12 protein-coding genes are annotated in these 16,757 nt (G+C 50.6%); 3 read left to right on the plus strand and 9 right to left on the minus strand.

What is annotated here, in order from left to right:
* The 8 genes from LZD49_RS25770 to LZD49_RS25805 form a co-directional block, all read right to left on the minus strand.
* Nucleotides 1–1,338, minus strand: coding sequence for a TldD/PmbA family protein (locus LZD49_RS25770; protein ID WP_234670574.1), 1,338 nt, complete (start codon nt 1,336–1,338; stop codon nt 1–3).
* Nucleotides 1,339–1,525: 187 nt separating this feature from the next.
* Nucleotides 1,526–3,163, minus strand: a complete 1,638-nt coding sequence (locus LZD49_RS25775; protein WP_234670575.1) for a TldD/PmbA family protein — start codon at nt 3,161–3,163, stop codon at nt 1,526–1,528.
* A gap of 137 nt (nt 3,164–3,300) precedes the next feature.
* Nucleotides 3,301–4,617 carry a TldD/PmbA family protein gene (locus LZD49_RS25780; RefSeq protein WP_234670576.1) on the minus strand — a complete coding sequence of 439 codons (1,317 nt, stop codon included), beginning with the start codon at nt 4,615–4,617 and terminating at the stop codon, nt 3,301–3,303.
* Nucleotides 4,618–4,759: 142 nt separating this feature from the next.
* On the minus strand, nt 4,760–6,403 hold the full coding sequence (locus LZD49_RS25785) for a TldD/PmbA family protein (protein WP_234670577.1): 1,644 nt from the start codon (nt 6,401–6,403) through the stop codon (nt 4,760–4,762).
* Between the two features lie 175 nt (nt 6,404–6,578).
* Complete coding sequence (locus LZD49_RS25790; RefSeq protein ID WP_234670578.1) at nt 6,579–6,932, minus strand: response regulator; 354 nt, start codon at nt 6,930–6,932, stop codon at nt 6,579–6,581.
* A gap of 370 nt (nt 6,933–7,302) precedes the next feature.
* Nucleotides 7,303–8,115, minus strand: coding sequence for a sugar phosphate isomerase/epimerase (locus LZD49_RS25795; protein WP_234670579.1), 813 nt, complete (start codon nt 8,113–8,115; stop codon nt 7,303–7,305).
* A gap of 11 nt (nt 8,116–8,126) precedes the next feature.
* On the minus strand, nt 8,127–9,524 hold the full coding sequence (locus tag LZD49_RS25800) for a sugar porter family MFS transporter (protein ID WP_234670580.1): 1,398 nt from the start codon (nt 9,522–9,524) through the stop codon (nt 8,127–8,129).
* 10 nt (nt 9,525–9,534) lie between these two features.
* Nucleotides 9,535–10,431 carry a phytanoyl-CoA dioxygenase family protein gene (locus tag LZD49_RS25805; protein WP_234670581.1) on the minus strand — a complete coding sequence of 299 codons (897 nt, stop codon included), beginning with the start codon at nt 10,429–10,431 and terminating at the stop codon, nt 9,535–9,537.
* 150 nt (nt 10,432–10,581) lie between these two features.
* On the opposite strand from LZD49_RS25805, the gene LZD49_RS25810 reads away from it, so the two are divergent.
* Entirely contained in the window at nt 10,582–11,478 is an 897-nt protein-coding gene (locus tag LZD49_RS25810) for an AraC family transcriptional regulator (RefSeq protein WP_234670582.1), read from the plus strand.
* A gap of 52 nt (nt 11,479–11,530) precedes the next feature.
* On the opposite strand, the gene LZD49_RS25815 is transcribed toward LZD49_RS25810, so the two are convergent.
* Nucleotides 11,531–13,942: a glycoside hydrolase family 9 protein gene (locus LZD49_RS25815; RefSeq protein ID WP_234670583.1), complete on the minus strand. Its 2,412-nt coding sequence runs from the start codon at nt 13,940–13,942 to the stop codon at nt 11,531–11,533.
* A 294-nt stretch (nt 13,943–14,236) separates the two neighbouring features.
* Between LZD49_RS25815 and LZD49_RS25820 the strand changes: the two genes are divergently transcribed.
* Both LZD49_RS25820 and hppD read left to right on the plus strand, forming a co-directional pair.
* Nucleotides 14,237–15,400 (plus strand): homogentisate 1,2-dioxygenase, encoded by a 1,164-nt coding sequence (locus tag LZD49_RS25820; protein WP_234670584.1) that lies wholly within the window; start codon nt 14,237–14,239, stop codon nt 15,398–15,400.
* Between the two features lie 211 nt (nt 15,401–15,611).
* A complete protein-coding gene (gene hppD, locus LZD49_RS25825; RefSeq protein ID WP_234670585.1) occupies nt 15,612–16,742 on the plus strand; it encodes a 4-hydroxyphenylpyruvate dioxygenase in 1,131 nt (376 codons plus the stop codon).
* The last annotated feature ends 15 nt before the right edge of the window (nt 16,743–16,757 follow it).

Consider the following 16,757-nt stretch of genomic DNA (forward strand, 5'->3'; position numbering starts at 1 on the left):
CTAAACGGCGTCAGATAACGATGAGAATGTGAACTCCCTGATCTTCATCGGCGGAATCAGGTAGTTGCTGTTGGTTTCGGTGCTCACCACGCGTTCGGGCTTGCCGAGTGTTTCGAGGTTGTTGAGCATGATCACCGGACTTTCATTAAAACGGAAGTTCTTGATCGGATGTTTGATCACCCCGTTTTCAATGAAAAATGTACCGTCGCGCGTGAGGCCCGTCAGCAGCAATGTCTGCGGGTCGACTTCCCGGATATACCACAGCTTTGTAACGAGAATACCGCGCTGGGTGGATTTGATCAGCTCTTCCATACTGGCTGTCCCACCGGCCATAATCACATTTGTAGGGAACGGCACGGGTTTGACATTGTTCTTTTGTGCCCAATAACGGGAATAGACCAGGTTTTTGATGACGCCATTCTCGATCCAATTGATCTTGTTAGCCGCCTGGCCGTCGCCCGACCATGGCGATGAGGGTAGATCGGGATGTGTAGGGTCCGAATAAATATGGACGCGCTCGTCGACGATCTTCTCGTTCAGCTTGCTTTTGCCTCCGGCCTTGCTGAGAAACGACCGGCCTTCGTCGGCACTTCTTGCATCAAAATTGAAAAATATGTTTTCCAGCAAAACAGCGGCAGCCGTCGGTTCGAGGATTACCGTGTATTTGCCCGGTTCCAATGCCTTCGCATCGACAGAACCCTTTGATTTTTGAATGGCGGTTTTCGTAGCTGCGGCCGTATCGAGTTTGTTCACATCGCTGTACCCCTTTGCCACATAACCGGAGCCCTTGCCATCCGGCGTACGCACTGTGAGCGAAAAGTTGACGCTCGTACTGGGATAGTAGGCAAACAGGCCTTTGGAATTCATCATGGCAGAATAGCCTTTTTGGTTTTCGAGGAAACCGGCGGCGGTCATGTTCTGCGAGCGGGTTAAATCTAGGCTTTTCAAAACGGCCCCAGCGCGGTAATCCGGATTAATGCCGGCTGTGGATTCGAAAAAACCATTGGATTTCAAATAAGTTTGCGGTTCGAGTACACCTACATATTCGGGATTTTCGGGAGCCAGGCGCGCCAATTCTTCCGATCTTCTTACCACTTTTTCAAACGATTCTTCGCTGAATTCGTCGATCGTAGCAACGCCTACTTTCTTACCAAATGCGGATTGCACCTGTAAATTCTGGTTGATCAGCGCGCCGCTGGTCGATACTTCGTTGCGCGCATAGCGGAGGTTGCCCCGCTCCTCGCCCAGGATATTCACTTCGCATTCATCGGCTTTGGAATAGCTCAGCACCTTTTGGCACAATGCCTTTGCTTCTGATTCTGTTAGTATGATGGCCATGTTGAATCTTGAATGATTGAATGACTGAATGATTAAATGAGTGAATGATCAAATGAGTGAATTTTGAATGAGTGAATATTTTCAATGAGTTAATGATCGAATAATAAATATCCATGAAGCAAGTGACCAATACTCGGTCATTCAATCATTCGGTCATTCAAAATTCACTCATTCACCCATTCACTCATTAAATTTTCCTCGCTGTATTAATCACATTAACCCCATTAAACCTCGCCGTGGAGCTGCCGTGCGATACGGCGCTGGCCTGCATTGGCTGCCCCTTACCATCGAAGAACGAACCTCCGAGGCGGTAGTCGCGCTCGTCGCAAACCTGAACGCACGAATTCCAGAATTCCTGCGTATTCGACTGATAAGCCACGTCTTTCAGCATGCCCGCGATCTTGCCATCCTTGATTTCATAATACAATTGCCCGCCAAACTGGAAGTTATAGCGCTGCTGATCGATCGAAAACGAACCGTCACCGATAATGTAAATGCCTTTTTTGACATCCTTGATCATTTCCTCCACCGACAATGGCGTTTTGCCCGCTGCCAGCGATACGTTCGGCATACGCTGGAACTGCACCGAACTCCAACTGTCGGCATAGCAGCAGCCGTGTGATTCTTTCGCTCCGATAATGTGCGCCTGGTCGCGGATCGCCTGATAGTTCACCAGCACGCCGTCCTTCACAAGGTCCCATTGTTTGGTATTAACTCCTTCATCATCCCAACCCACGGCACCGAGCGACCCTACCTGCAATTTGTCAGCTACCAGGTTGACCTGCTTGCTGCCGTACTGGAAGTTTTTGGACTGCCATTTATCCAATGTCGCAAACGACGTCCCCGCAAAGTTGGCCTCATAGCCCAGCACACGGTCGAGCTCCAATGGGTGGCCTACCGACTCATGGATCGTGAGCCATAAGTGCGACGGATCGAGTATCAAGTCATATTTGCCCGCTTCCACCGATTTGGCCGTCAGCTTTTCCTTGGCTTGCTGAGCGGCAGCGGTAGCGTCTTCGAGCATGTCGTAGCCTTTGTTATAACGGGTTGTGACACCGGTAATTTTGTCCGCCGGGTTTGATTGCAGATAGTCATAACCCATCCCCATCGGTGCGCTGAGCGACTTGCGCGTCTCAAACTTACCCGTTTTGGGATCGATGGCCGTCACGTTGAAAAGCGGCCAGATGCGATGAATGTCCTGATCGATGTAAGAACCGTCGGTTGACGCAAAATATTTCTGTTCATTCACCTGGAACAGGATCGAGTTCACATAGTTGGCACCATTTTTCATTGCCGCGTCGTTCACCGACAGCAGCAGGTCAACTTTCTCTTTGATAGGCACCTCAAAGGCGTTTTTCTTAATAGGCGCCTTCCAGCTCACCTCTCCAAAACCCTTTTGCGACGCGAGTTGCACAGGTTCCTTCATGAGTTTCGAATTGGCTTTAGCAATGGCAACAGCCTCTTCCGCCGCTTTGGCCAATTGGGCTTCATTTTTGGCATCCACCACGGCGGCGAACCCCCAGCAGCCATTTGCAATGACCCTCACGCCTACACCGTACGATTCGGTGTTGACAATGTTTTCGACCTTGTCTTCACGGGTAGTCACATACTGGTTGAGATAGCGGCCAATGCGGACGTCGGCATAAGATGCACCTTTGGATTTGGCTGCATTCAGGGCGGCATCGGCCAGCCGCTTTTTCAGGACTACATCATCGCCCGGTACCAGAAATGCCTCAGGTGACACCGGACGGCCTGTTGCGAAGCCCGGCAACATGAACGCTCCCGTTCCCAGCCCGGCCAGTTGGATAAAATCTCGTCGTTTCAAATTGTAGATGTTTAGCTAATAGAATTGTTTGGGTGAGTTGAAAAAAGTGCAATTCATAAGTTAATGAATGGCTGCACTGAGGTCAACTCACCTGGTATGGGTGGCAGGATAGCGGTTTAAATGGATTACGGTTGCCGCTAAACCGCGTCAGAAAGGCTTGTGAACGTAAAATCACGGATTTTCAATGGCGGGATCAGGCTGCCATTGGTGCGCACCGGTTTCCCGATCGCCTCCACATTATTGAGCATGATCACAGGGCTTTCATTGAACCGGAAGTTTTTGACAGGATATTTGATCTGTCCGTTTTCGATATAAAAAGTACCGTCACGCGTGAGGCCGGTATAGAGTAGCGTTTGCGGATCGACGCTGCGGATGTACCAGAAGCGGGTGACAAGAATGCCCTTTTCGGTGCCTTTGATGAGGTCGGCTAGGGAATCGTTACCGCCCTCGAAAATGAAGCCGCCTGGTGACGGAATAGCTTTTACACCTTTCTTCTCCGCCCAGAATCGCGAATAGTACATGTTTTTGACCACTCCCTTCTCGAACCAGGTCACTTTCTCCTGCGGCCGCCCATCCGCAGCGAATGGCGCACCGGGTATTTCGGGATTGGCAGGATCGGAATAGATCGTGACGCGCTCGTCGAGCAGCTTTTCGCCCAGTCTTGTGCCTCCGCCTTTTTTGCCCAGAAAACTGCGGCCTTCGTCGGCGCTACGGGCATCCATGCTCCTCATCATGTTCTGGACCAGGTCGTGCGCGGCCGTCGGTTCGAGTATAACAGTGTATTTGCCCGGCTCCAATGCCTTCGCGTTCACGGATGCCAACGCTTTCTGCATCGCAATTTCCGTAGCTGTTTGCGTGCTCAGTTTGGAAGCGTCGTTGTAATCCCGCGCCACATAGCCGGAACCCGTGCCGTCGGCAGTACGCACCGTTACCGAAAAGTCTACGGAAGTGGATTTGTTATACCCAAAAAGGCCTTTGCTATTGCCCTGAGCGGAAAAACCGCTATTATCTTCCATATAACCCGCGGCCGTCAGGTTCTTTTTGGCGCAGGGATCTATGCTGCTAAAAGCCGCTTTGGCGCGGTATTCAGCATCTATCGCTGCGGTATTTTCAATAAATGCTTTGCTTTCAATATACGACTGCTGACCGAGCATCGGCATATATTCCGGATTGTCGGGTGCCAGCTTTGCGATCTCCTCCGCCCGGCGCACCGTCTTTTCGAGCGACGCGTCGTCGAACTCATTAATGGTTGCCGTCCCCGATTTCTTGCCGTAAACGGCCGTCACTGAAAGCGACAGATCGGTAGTTTCCCCGCTGGTCGACACCGAATTACGTGCATAACGGATATTCCCCGTCCGCTCCCCGGACAGCGAAGCGCTGATCTCATCCGCCTTCGAAAACGCCAGCACTTTATCTATGATTTTTTTTGCTTCTTCTTTTGTAAGGATTGCCATTTACGTGATGCTTTTTGATGGTCATGGTTTTGAATGAATGAATGAGTGAATGAGTGAATGAGTGAATAGGCCAATTTTGCCTAGTGTGCATTTCAATATTCGGTCATTCAATCATTCGGTCATTCAAAATTCATTCACTCATTCATATCTTCCTCCCCGTATTAATCACATTCACCCCATTAAACCTCGTCGTCGAACTTCCGTGGGATACGGCGCTGATTTGGGCGGGTTGGCCTTTGCCGTCGAAAAACGACCCGAATGTGCGGTAATCGTCTTTGTCACAAAGCTGTACGCATGAGTTCCAGAATTCCTGGGTGTTCGACTGGTAAGCTACGTCGTCAAGCATCCCGGCAATTTCCCCGTTTTTGATTTCGTAGAAAACCTGCCCTCCGAACTGGAAGTTGTAGCGCTGCTGATCAATCGAGTAAGATCCTCTTCCAATAATGTAAATGCCTTTTTCAACCCCCTTGATCATATCGAGCACGCTGCGTTTTTCGGTGGCGGGTTTAAGGCTGATGTTGGGCATGCGCTGAAACTGCACCGAGCTCCAATCGTCGGCATAGCAGCAACCGTGCGACTCTTTCTCACCCAATATCTGTACCTGATCGCGGATCGCCTGGTAGTTGACCAGGATACCGTCCCTGATAATATCCCATTCCTTGCAAGGCACGCCTTCGTCGTCGTATCCGACGGCACCCAATGTGTGTGCCCGCGTTTTGTCGGCGACGATATTGACGAGTTTGCTGCCGTAGTTAAAGTTCTTCGTTTTCCATTTGTCGAGCGTAGCAAAGCTGGTGCCGGCATAATTAGCCTCATAACCCAGCACGCGGTCGAGCTCTGTCGGGTGCCCTACCGACTCGTGAATGGTGAGCCCTAGGTGGTTGGGATCGAGTACGAGATCGTATTTGCCCGGCAACACCGTTTTGGCTGTCACTTTTTCTTTTGCCTGTTTGGCGGCCGCAATCGCATCCTCCACCATGTCATATGAATTGCGGTAGCCTACCAATCCATTCGGGCCAGCAATTTTTTCGGCTGCCAGACCGTCAAGATATTCATAACCCATGCCCATTGGCGAGCTGATCGCGTCTCGGGTTTTGAACTTGCCCGATGCCTTATCTGTAACCGTTACTGTGAAAGTGGGCCAGATCCGGTGAACATCCTGGTCGATAAACGATCCGTCGGTAGAAGCGAAATATTTTTGTTCGTTGACAAAAAACAGGTTGGAAGTCACAAAACTGGCCCCATTGTCCATAGCCGCGCCATTAACTTTCATGAGCAGGTCGATTTTATCCCTCACCGGAATTTCAAATGCATTCTTGGTGAGCGGTGTCTTCCAGGCCTTGTCGCCTACCCCTTTTTGCGGAGCCAGTACTACCGGCTCTTTCTGGAATTTCGAATTCGCTTTGGCAATCGCGACGGCTGTGGCGGCGCATTTGGCAATGCCGTCGGGCGTGACATCGCTGGTAGCGGAAAAACCCCAGGTGCCGTTCGCGATGACGCGGATTCCGATGCCATAAGATTCGGCATTGACAATATTCTGGACCTGCTTTTCGCGCGTGAACAAATATTGCTGCAAATAACGCCCGATACGCACATCTGTGTACGTTGCTCCCTTGTCGCGGGCTGCATTCAGCGCGGTTTCAGCTAACTTTTTCTTGCTCGCGGCGTCCAGCCACGGATTCAGCAACTGTTCTTCGCGCACAGGATTACCGATAACCGGTACCTCGGGGAGCATCATTGCTCCAAGCCCCAGGCCCGACATCTGCATGAAGTGTCTTCTTTTCATTTGTTAAGGTGATGCCTTTCGGCAGTGGATGAAGGAAATGACCGGATTTTGAAATCCAATGTAATCAATATATCCCCAACAAATATTGGTGTGGCAATTTTTTTCTACTAAATAAAAAAGAGCTTCGGAAACCTTTCCGGTCCCCGAAGCTCCCTAAAATTCGGATCATCAAGATCTATTGCAAATGCGAAACCATCAACCTCCGGAGTTGCTGTTCATCCCAGGGCTTGTTGACATAACTATGAAAATAGCCCTTGCCTGCTGCCCAACGAAACTCATCCGTGTAGGCGTTGCCTGTAAGCAGCACACGCATACTGGAAGGGTATTGATCGGAAGCCAGTTTGAGAAATTCAAGCCCTGTCATTTCGGGCATCTGGTGGTCGGCAAAAATGACGTCGATTTTGTGTTCGTCGAGGATTTTCAACCCTTCTTCGGTTGATTTGGCCAGATAAATCATTGCATCCCTTCGGAACGTCGCTTTAAAGGAATTTAGATTATTGATTTCATGGTCAACATAAAGGATGCTCATAGTTATTAGATCGATCGGGGTTACTACAAAGCAAATTTATGAATTAACTCAATACCCGAACTACATTTCCGGCCCCCTAGAACAGCTGCCCACCCCTTACAAATTCCCAAAGGTATACTATTTCTATACCGAACGCGACAAATCAACTCATTATCAGCTACTTAACGACAAAAAAATTATTTAACGGCAAGGTGTACTTTAATAAAAATTGGGGGAAAATTTAGCCCGGCTTAACTATTCGTCTACTTTTCACGACGCCATCGACTGAAATTGGGGGAACAAATTTGGATGGCATTGACGAGCTCCTCTCCGACAACGACCCGCTGCTGACACCGGAGAGAAGGCAGAAATCTCAAAACGGTGGCGTCAACTAGCGATCCTGGTAACGGCTCTTCAACAGGTTCATCATGTGCACATTCACATCCCATTGGCTTACCAAAGGCATTTGGGTGTAGGGCATTGCAGGCATGTAGGGCGCCGGGCCGAATTCGGTGGTAATGGTAAGCGAAGTTCCGTTTTGCTGATGATGCGCTACTACGCGATCCCACCAGCCAAGGTGTGCATTTAAAACCTCTTCCCATTCCGGTGCGCGGGGGTCGTTTACCTGCGGGCCTTCGGGATGACCTACGCGGCTATGGATGTGGTCAGTGCGGGAAATGGCGACAGACACTTCATCGGGCAGGTCGGCGAGGAGCGATTCGTGAACGCTGCACCAGTGCGAGATATCTAGCGCGATGCGCAGATTGGGGTTCGCTTGAAGATAGCCCATCGTCACGTGAGCGGCAAAAAAGCTTTTGCCCCGGTGCGTTTCGTGGATGATGGGAATGCCCGATTCGGCCGCAAGTTGCGCCGCCAATCCAAACAGCCGCTGATTTTGGAGTACATTAAAATAATCCTTTCCAGTCTGGCAGTTGATCAGCACTGGTCGCGCATCGATCAGGTTCCGGAGGTATTTCTCGTAGTTCGCGGCATGTTCATCGATGTCCTTTTCAAAGGACTGCCAGAATTGCCCGATCAATTCCAGATCGTGTGCCGCCAGTGTGTCCAATATAGCCCGTTTCTCTTCGGAAGCGAGGGGTAGCGCCATTTCCACCCCATCATAGCCGGCGGCCTTTACATTTTTGCAGAAAGTATCGAATGGAAGCGTGTTTCCCCATTCCGGCGCAAAAAATCGGATAGTCATTCGATTGGTAATCAGCTTTTTTGTAACAATTTTTCAATTTCTTCCAAAGACCTGCCTTTGGTTTCGGGCACGCGTTTACGGATAAAAAGGAAGTAGCTCAAACAGATGCCCGCGTGGATCAAAAAGGTGACAGGCATTCCAAAATACTGGTTCATGACCGGAAACAGGGCCGTAGTAAAGAAATTGGCAATCCACAATGCAAGTGTCGCCAACGCCATGGCGTTTCCCCGGATGCGGTTTGGGAATATTTCCGATAATGCCACCCAGGTAACCGGCCCTAATGTAGCCGAGTAAACAGCGATAAATCCCAGCACGAAAACAAGCACCCATGTGCCCGACCATTGCATATAAAACGCAGCGGATAATGCCAAGGCATCAGCAAACAACAGAAATGCCCCATACTGCAACAGCTTTTTGCGCCCCAATTTGTCGATTGTGCCGATGGCGATGAAAGTAAATACGAAGTTGGTGACCCCGATGATGATGGACTGTAAAAAGGCCGAGTCCTGCGCCATGCCCGCCTTTTTAAACAGCTCTGGCGCGTACGAAAAGATGGAGTTCTGCCCTACGATCTGTGAAAACACGGCGATCATGATGCCGATGAACATAATATGCCAGACATCCTTCCGGAACAGGTCGCTTACTTTGGAATCGGTTTTATCGGCAAAACTCTGTTCGATCTGCTCCTGCTCGGCCAATGCGTAGTCCAGTCCGCCAACGCGTTCCAGCACGATGTGTGCTTCAAATTCGCGTCCGGAACGGATCAGCCATCGCGGGCTCTCGGAAGCGGCGAAAAGACTGAAATAAAAAAGCAACGCTGGAATCGACTGGGACGAAAACATCCAGCGCCAGTTGTCTTCCACATTCAGTAACAGGTAATTGGAAAGATAAGCCAGTAATATTCCAACCACAATCGATAGCTGATAGAATGATACGGTGGTCCCGCGCATGGATGCCGGGGAGATCTCGGCCAGGTAGATCGGGCAAACCAGCGCTGCCGCCCCTACCGCCACGCCGCTGAGCATTCGAAACCCGATGAACATCTGAAAGTTCTCTGCCCAGCCGGTTCCGCCACCTGTTACCGCGAACAGGATGGCACAGATCATCAGCAATTTTTTGCGGCCGAGCCGTTCGCAAAGCCAGCCCCCCATGATCGCACCGACCGCCGCGCCAAGATTGATACATCCGACTGCCCAACCTGTTTCCAGCTCATTCAGTCCGAAATGCGCCTGAAAAAATGCGACCGTCCCGGAAATGATGACCAGATCGAACCCAAACAGTATCCCGCCCAGCGCTGCAATGGCGCTCAGTAGATAGACATAGCCTTTATTGATCCGGACGGGGCCCGGTGTCCAGCCTGGTGTTGCGCCAGACTGCGGACCGGGAAGATTACCGGCGATGTGTGCCATAGTGCGACTGCTATTTTAATGAAACGTCCGCCTCTTTACTCAAAAAATCCGCTTTCGCTTCGGCTAGCCCTGCAGTGTCCCAGGTCAGTAGTGCTTCGTCGGGAACGATATCGATGGGCGTAATGCTGGCGGAGGAAGATGATGATTCGTTATGACCAATGTTGGTAGAACGGTTATAGCAGGAAATGAGCGACCAGCGCGCACGATCCGACACGTTGGCTTCCGACCGGTGCAATATGTTGCTATGGAAGAACAGTACATCGCCCGCTTCCAGCTCCACAAATACATGTTCCATTGTTTTCAAAGCCAGATCCACATATTTCTGCGAAGCACCCACTTGCTCACCGGAAAAGCCATGTTCTACCCGGCCCATTTTGTGAGAACCTTTGATGACCTGCAAACAGCCGTTCTCGACGTTCGCATCTGTTACCGCGATCATGACCGACATCATCTGATCAGGATACAAGAATTCATTTTTATACCAATAACCATAGTCCTGATGCCATTCCCACGCACCGCCAACACGCGGCTCTTTTTGCATGAGTTTGGAATGATAATGGCAAACCGAATGTCCCTCATCGCCGGGCTGGCGGTCCAGCGGCTGGCGATCCAGCGGCTGGCGGTCCAGCGGCTGGCGATCCAGCAACTGGTCTACGGCGCCAACTAGTGTCTTTCCTCTTGTTAACAACCCATACACGTCATCGCCAGGCTTGTACCAAAGCGAAAGTTTGCTCCGCTTGCCCGTGCTGTCGTTGACATTGATCGCATGCTTGCTGATTGTAGCGTCGTCCAATGCGATCCGGTAGAGGCGCGACACCTCTTCCGGATTATAAAATCTGCGGACGATCAGGTAACCGTCCTCGTTGTACTGCTGAATCTGAGCGGGTGTCAAAAGTTGCTTTGCCATAAAAGTGGGATTAGGGATAGTCAATGCCGTATGCAGCAATTTGTATTTTAACATTACAAAATTCATTTATTTCAAGACACAAACGAATGAACTATTTTGTCTAAAACATGGATTATTTTATCTTTATCATTCATCACTTAAAACACACATATGCGCAAAAGCAGGGGCTTCGACGGCGAGCTCATTATCGAAATCCCCAAAGTGGCCGCAACGCACTGCGAGCAGTTGCCGCTGATCAGCCAACTGTTCATTGCCCGGCTGGGCTACTATCCGAAGGCACTGCATCATTACTACCAACGTCCTAGCGGCACTTCGCAGGCTATCCTGCTCTATTGTAGCGATGGCCAGGGGTGGGTCGAGCTGACGGGCAACATCGCACAGGTACATACGGGTGAGATCGTGATCCTGCCAACAGATGTGCCTCATTCTTACGGTGCCGACCCGAAAAATCCGTGGAGCATTTATTGGATGCACCTTGCTGGAAGCCATTGTGATGAGGCCGTAGCTGCCGTCATGAATCGTGACGGTGAACCGGCCGGGGCCGTTCGGGTGGGTTTTTCCGAGGAACGCAATGCCCTTTTTACGCATATGGCCAACACGTTGCTGAAAGGGTATAGCGCATCGAACCTGCTGCATGCAAACCTGGCCCTTCCGCATTACCTTTCGTCGTTTATTGCGCCGGAGCATTTTGGCTCGCAGGCGCAGGCCGAAGCGATGGCAGGCCCCACCGAAAAGGCGATCCGGCATATGCAGGAAAATCTTTCCAATTCCCTTACGCTGGATAATATTGCCCGTTCGGTAAATCTTTCAGCTTCATTTTTTTCCAGGAAATTTAAAAAAGACACAGGTTATGCCCCGATTGAGTATTTTAATTATCTGAGAATCCAGAAAGCTTGCCACCTGCTGCATTTCGGCACCATGCGCGTCAACGAAGTAGCTTCGGCGATCGGGATCGATGACCCCTTCTATTTTTCGAGACTTTTTAAACAGCAAATGGGCATTTCACCCGCGCATTACAAGCGTGACCAAGGTGTGAAACGACAATAAAAACGACAGTGGCGCACGAAGGGCCGCTGTCGTCAGATTAAATACCGGTTTATCAGTTTTTGAAGATCCTTTGCGTAAAAAGTCGCTCTTTGCCCTTCTCAACCTGCAAAATGTAAATGCCTTTTGGCAGATTTGAAATGGATACCCTTCCGTTGCGGTTTACCTGGCTCCGCATGAGTTCCACACCCGACATGCTGGTCAATTTCACGGTTGCGGAACCGACGTGCGCCGGCATTTGCAGGTCGACAAACTCAGTCAGCGGATTAGGACCGAGGCGGAAAGCTGCTTCACCATTGCGGTACAATGCAATGATTTTAGAATATTCGAACTGGCCGTCGATATCCACCTGTTTGAGCCGGTAATAAGTAGTCGCATCCGGGACCTCATTATCGGTAAATGTGTAAAAACGGGCCTGCTGCGAGTTATGATTACCTTTTACTTCTCCTATCATCCGAAAATCAACCCCATCGACCGAGCGCTCGATTTCGAAACGCTCGTTATCGATTTCGGACACTGTTTTCCAATAAAGCTGTGCATTCCCGCCATCAAGTTCTTTGAGATAAAAATCGGCCAGTTCCACCGGCAACGGATCTTCGATCGGCAAGGTCAAATGGGCAAGCAACCTGACGTACGCTGCCTGGTAATAAATGGCCGGCTCGGTAATCTCCCAACTGTTGGTAGGCCAACCGGTATTGAAATCGAGGTAGCTCTTCTGGCGGGGTTGGCCATACGGCGGTGACTGCGAGGAGATCGTATAGTCGGCATTCGGGCCGCCCACTACGTAACCCGGCGCCGGCCCGTTCGGCGAGGTCAGCGCATTGTCGTATATGGTGCCGTCATTGAACCAGGTGTGGTAAATTTCATTCGCGCAACGGTCGCCGCCCGCGGAGTACATATTAGACAAATACACGATTCCCTGTGGGTTAACTCCGTGAAAGTAATGGATTTGCTCGGCCGCCTTACGTCTCAGGCTGTTGGCATCCCCCAGCCCGGCTTTAAGCATCGTGCGGTTTACATTAGCATAATCTGCCTTCGGCATATTGCTACCCCAGTGGTACGACCAGTCAGGCATAAATGCGCGGTACAAATCGGCGGTTGTCCAGCCGAAGAAGTCGTTCCAGTTACCATTTACAGCTGTTCCTGCGGAGTTTGTGATCGCAGTAGCTACCGCCGTCGTTGCACCGGGTAATTTCGCATAACGTAGCAATGCATCCTGCAATTCGGTGGCGTCCACGCCCCAGTAGCCGGAGCTCATGACATCGGTACCGGCATAGTTGTTTACCACAAACTGGTTATATACCGCATTACCCGTCTTTTCGAAAAGATAGATCGCGGCGATCACCATCATATTACGCTGCGGCCCAACGCCCACATCCGCATCGCCGGAAACAATGCTACCGTCGTCACAATTCGTTTGGAGCGTGTTTCCATTATAAAACGGCAACACATAATTGAAACAACTGATCGCTTTGGCTTCCAGCTGGCTGGCGTATGCAGCGAGCAGCGGATTGCCTGCATAAACGAGCGCGGCATGAGAGAATACCGAGGCGATCGTAGCCGAGGCCGACGTGCAGGTGGGGCCATAGTAGCGGCCGTCCACATTAGCACTGGGTGGGGAGGAAATGTTTTCGCTGTAATTGCGGCTGCCCATTTTGTTGTGGGTACTGCCGTCGGCATTGGTCATTTTAAAAAGCCAGTCGAGCTCCCATTTCACCTCGTCCAGAATGTCGGGAATGCCGTTTTTGCTTTCGGGTATATTGAAATTATCCGTAAAAACCGACGGATTTTCCTCATATGCGTACAGGAGATCGTGCAGGGGGCTGTGCGTGAAGGATACATATTTGTTATAATCCCCGGCATCGAACCAGCCGCCTGTAAGGTTCTTTTCGAGCGCGGCATTGCCTTGCTCGTAGACGTACCGGGCATTGGCATCCTGCAAAGGATTCATAAAGTTGTTGCCGTCGGTCCATTTGCTCTGGGCATAGGGGATGGCTTTGGCCATATTACAGCGGTTGTAATAGAACATTTTCATAGCCGCCAACATCACATTTCCGTACGGATTGGCTGTGATTTCAAAAACCGCAGACCGCTGGCCATTGACGGGATCAAATACATAATAGCTACCCGTGGCCGTGAGCACTGAGAAATCGAACCACCAGCCCCGGTCGCCCGAGTTGTCCTGGGTGTTTCCGTTATTCCAAACCGAAATCGGGCCCGAGAATGCGACAGCATCGGTAACGCTGTTACGCACTTCTAGCGTCGCAGGTGGCGCATAGCTCAATGCCGCATTGTAACCCTGGACGGGATTGCTCAAAACTGCGACCTTCTCAGCCGTGGGTGCATAGCCAAATTGATCGACGTGGATAAACTGGCTGATCTGTGCGACTCCCCGCACCGACAGCAAAATAGCCAGCATAAATGTAAGAATGCCCCTTCCGGACAAGTGGAGGTAATGTTTCCTCATGGCTGCATGTGTTTGAGTGAAATGAAATTACTGTGTCGACGAGCAACAACAGAGTGGCAGGAAGGCCTTCTAAATAGGATGGGAGTCTGATTTCAGGCGCAGCATCTCGCCGGGACTGAAAAGTGATTCAAATTTATTCTAAATATTTTTTAGAACAAATAATCATCATTGCTAGAATTTATTAAGCGTAACACATTTTTTGTCTTAAAAATAATGCAAAAATATATTTAAATATTGATTTGTTTTTCATATAATTGTATTGACAACTATTGGCTAACTTACTATCAAAAGGATATGCCGATCTACCAACAACGAGGAACCATTCCGCCGAAGCGCCATACGCAATTTCGCAAAAGCGATGGCGGGCTTCACTATGAGGAGCTCTTTGGGACGATCGGTTTCGAAGGCATGTCTTCCCTCCTCTATCATACCTGGCGACCTACGCAGGTAAAATCCATTGGCGAGCCTTATGACGTGTCGCCACGCATTGCGATAGACAACAATATGACCATGCGGAAGCTGATCGGCTTCGACATTCGCCCCGCAGCCGATTACCTCGATAGCCGTGTGCCGCTGCTTGTCAATCGCGACATTATCCTGGGATTAGCGGCCCCGACAGGCGGGCAAATGGGCTATTTTTATAAAAACGCAGATGCCGACGAGCTGCTTTTCATCCACCGTGGCTCCGGCAGGCTTCGGACCCCATTCGGACAAGTACCATTCACCTATGGCGATTATGTAATCATCCCTCGCGGCACGATTTACCAGATCGAGTTCGATGGCTCCGACAACCGCTTGCTCTACCTGGAATCACATTCCCCAATTTATACGCCAAAACGTTACAGAAACCATTTCGGGCAACTGACGGAGCATTCACCCTATTGCGAGCGGGATTATATTCTGCCGGGAGACCTCGAAACGCACGACGAGCACGGCGATTTTCTGATCAGGATCAAGAAGCAGAACCATATTCATCCGGTAACGTACGAAGCCCATCCGTTCGATCTCGTCGGTTGGGATGGTTACAATTACCCTTGGGCTTTTTCGATCCACAATTTCGAGCCTATTACCGGCCGCATCCACCAGCCGCCACCCGTGCACCAGACCTTCCAGACCGACGCATTCGTGGTATGCTCCTTCTGTCCGAGACTTTACGACTACCACCCACTGGCTATTCCAGCGCCTTATAACCACAGCAATATTGATTCCGACGAAGTGCTCTATTACGTCGACGGTGATTTTATGAGCCGGAACGATATCGCGCAGGGGCATATCACCCTCCATCCCGGCGGCATCCCCCACGGCCCGCACCCAGGCGCATACGAGCGGAGCATCGGCAAAAAAGAAACGCAAGAACTAGCCGTCATGGTCGACACATTCCGCCCGCTGATGCTAACGGAAGAGGCCATGGCGATTGATGACGGACGCTACTTTTCGAGCTGGGCGGAGGAGTTTTGAATGACTGAATGAGTGAATGGTTAAGTAACTCGTTTTCAAACGAGTTAATCAAGGAAACTTACCCCGAATTTTCACGCATTCATTCATCACTTTCTTTACTCATTCAACATTCACCCATTAACTCATCAACTCATTCACCCATTAACTCATTAACTCATCAACTCATTCACTCATCAACTCATCAACTCATCAACTCATTAACTCATTCACAATGTCCACTCTACCCGCCCCCACCGCTCCCGCGACAGCATCGCCCGACTTCTTACCCATTAACGGCACCGATTATGTCGAACTGTACGTCGGCAATGCCCTGCAATCAGCGCATTATTTCCGGAATGCTTTCGGGTTTCAGCCGCTGGCGATGGCGGGACTTGAAACGGGCCTCACCGACCGCGAATCCTATGTGGTTGTTCAGGGCAAGATCCGGCTGGTTTTTACTTCGACTTTGCATGGTGGTACTGCCATTGGGGCGCATATTGATCGACATGGCGACGGCGTGAAGGCCATTGCGCTATGGGTCGATGACGCGCGGAAGGCTTATCAGGAAACCGTCAGCCGAGGGGCGCGGCCGTTTTTGGAACCCATTGCAGAAAAGGATAAAGACGGGCAAACGGTCCGGTCGGGAATATGCACTTATGGAGATACTGTGCATGTTTTTGTCGAGCGGAAGGATTATGACGGTATTTTCCTGCCCGGGTTCGCGCCATGGCGGCCAGAACATTCGCCGGAGTCCGCCGGATTGCAATACATTGACCATATGGTCGGCAATGTGGGCTGGAACGAAATGAACCGGTGGGTGAAGTTTTATGAGGAGGTGATGGGATTCAAGATGATGGTTTCATTTGACGATAAGGATATTTCGACTGATTATTCAGCGCTGATGAGCAAGGTCATGAGCAATGGCAACGGGCGTATCAAATTTCCGATCAACGAGCCGGCAGAGGGGAAAAAGAGGTCACAGATCGAAGAATACCTCGACTTTTACGGCGGCCCGGGCGTGCAGCACATTGCCGTGGCTACCCATCACATCGTGGATACCGTGCGGGCGCTGCGCGACCGGGGCGTGGAGTTTTTACGTGTGCCGGCTGCCTATTATGACGAACTGCTGAGTCGTGTTGGCCATATCGACGAGGACATTGCCAGTCTTCGCGAGCTCGGCATTCTGGTGGACAGGGACGATGAAGGGTATTTGCTGCAAATTTTCACCAAACCCGTCATGCCCCGCCCTACTTTGTTTTTTGAGATTATTCAGAGAAAAGGAGCCCATTCGTTTGGCAAAGGCAATTTCAAAGCATTATTCGAAGCTATTGAACGCGAACAAATGCTGCGGGGCACACTCTAATGTAAACCCACGTCA

This window comes from Dyadobacter sp. CY261 (genome assembly GCF_021440085.1).
Classification (GTDB): Bacteria; Bacteroidota; Bacteroidia; order Cytophagales; family Spirosomataceae; genus Dyadobacter.

What these genes read in the sequence shown, in the direction of transcription:
- LZD49_RS25770 (WP_234670574.1), bottom strand. Translation starts at nt 1,338, where the DNA reads ATGGCCATCATACTAACAGAATCAGAAGCAAAGGCATTGTGCCAAAAG.
- LZD49_RS25780 (WP_234670576.1), bottom strand. Translation starts at nt 4,617, where the DNA reads ATGGCAATCCTTACAAAAGAAGAAGCAAAAAAAATCATAGATAAAGTG.
- LZD49_RS25785 (WP_234670577.1), bottom strand. Translation starts at nt 6,403, where the DNA reads ATGAAAAGAAGACACTTCATGCAGATGTCGGGCCTGGGGCTTGGAGCA.
- LZD49_RS25790 (WP_234670578.1), bottom strand. Translation starts at nt 6,932, where the DNA reads ATGAGCATCCTTTATGTTGACCATGAAATCAATAATCTAAATTCCTTT.
- LZD49_RS25795 (WP_234670579.1), bottom strand. Translation starts at nt 8,115, where the DNA reads ATGACTATCCGATTTTTTGCGCCGGAATGGGGAAACACGCTTCCATTC.
- LZD49_RS25800 (WP_234670580.1), bottom strand. Translation starts at nt 9,524, where the DNA reads ATGGCACACATCGCCGGTAATCTTCCCGGTCCGCAGTCTGGCGCAACA.
- LZD49_RS25805 (WP_234670581.1), bottom strand. Translation starts at nt 10,431, where the DNA reads ATGGCAAAGCAACTTTTGACACCCGCTCAGATTCAGCAGTACAACGAG.
- LZD49_RS25810 (WP_234670582.1), top strand. Translation starts at nt 10,582, where the DNA reads ATGCGCAAAAGCAGGGGCTTCGACGGCGAGCTCATTATCGAAATCCCC.
- LZD49_RS25815 (WP_234670583.1), bottom strand. Translation starts at nt 13,942, where the DNA reads ATGAGGAAACATTACCTCCACTTGTCCGGAAGGGGCATTCTTACATTT.
- LZD49_RS25820 (WP_234670584.1), top strand. Translation starts at nt 14,237, where the DNA reads ATGCCGATCTACCAACAACGAGGAACCATTCCGCCGAAGCGCCATACG.
- hppD (WP_234670585.1), top strand. Translation starts at nt 15,612, where the DNA reads ATGTCCACTCTACCCGCCCCCACCGCTCCCGCGACAGCATCGCCCGAC.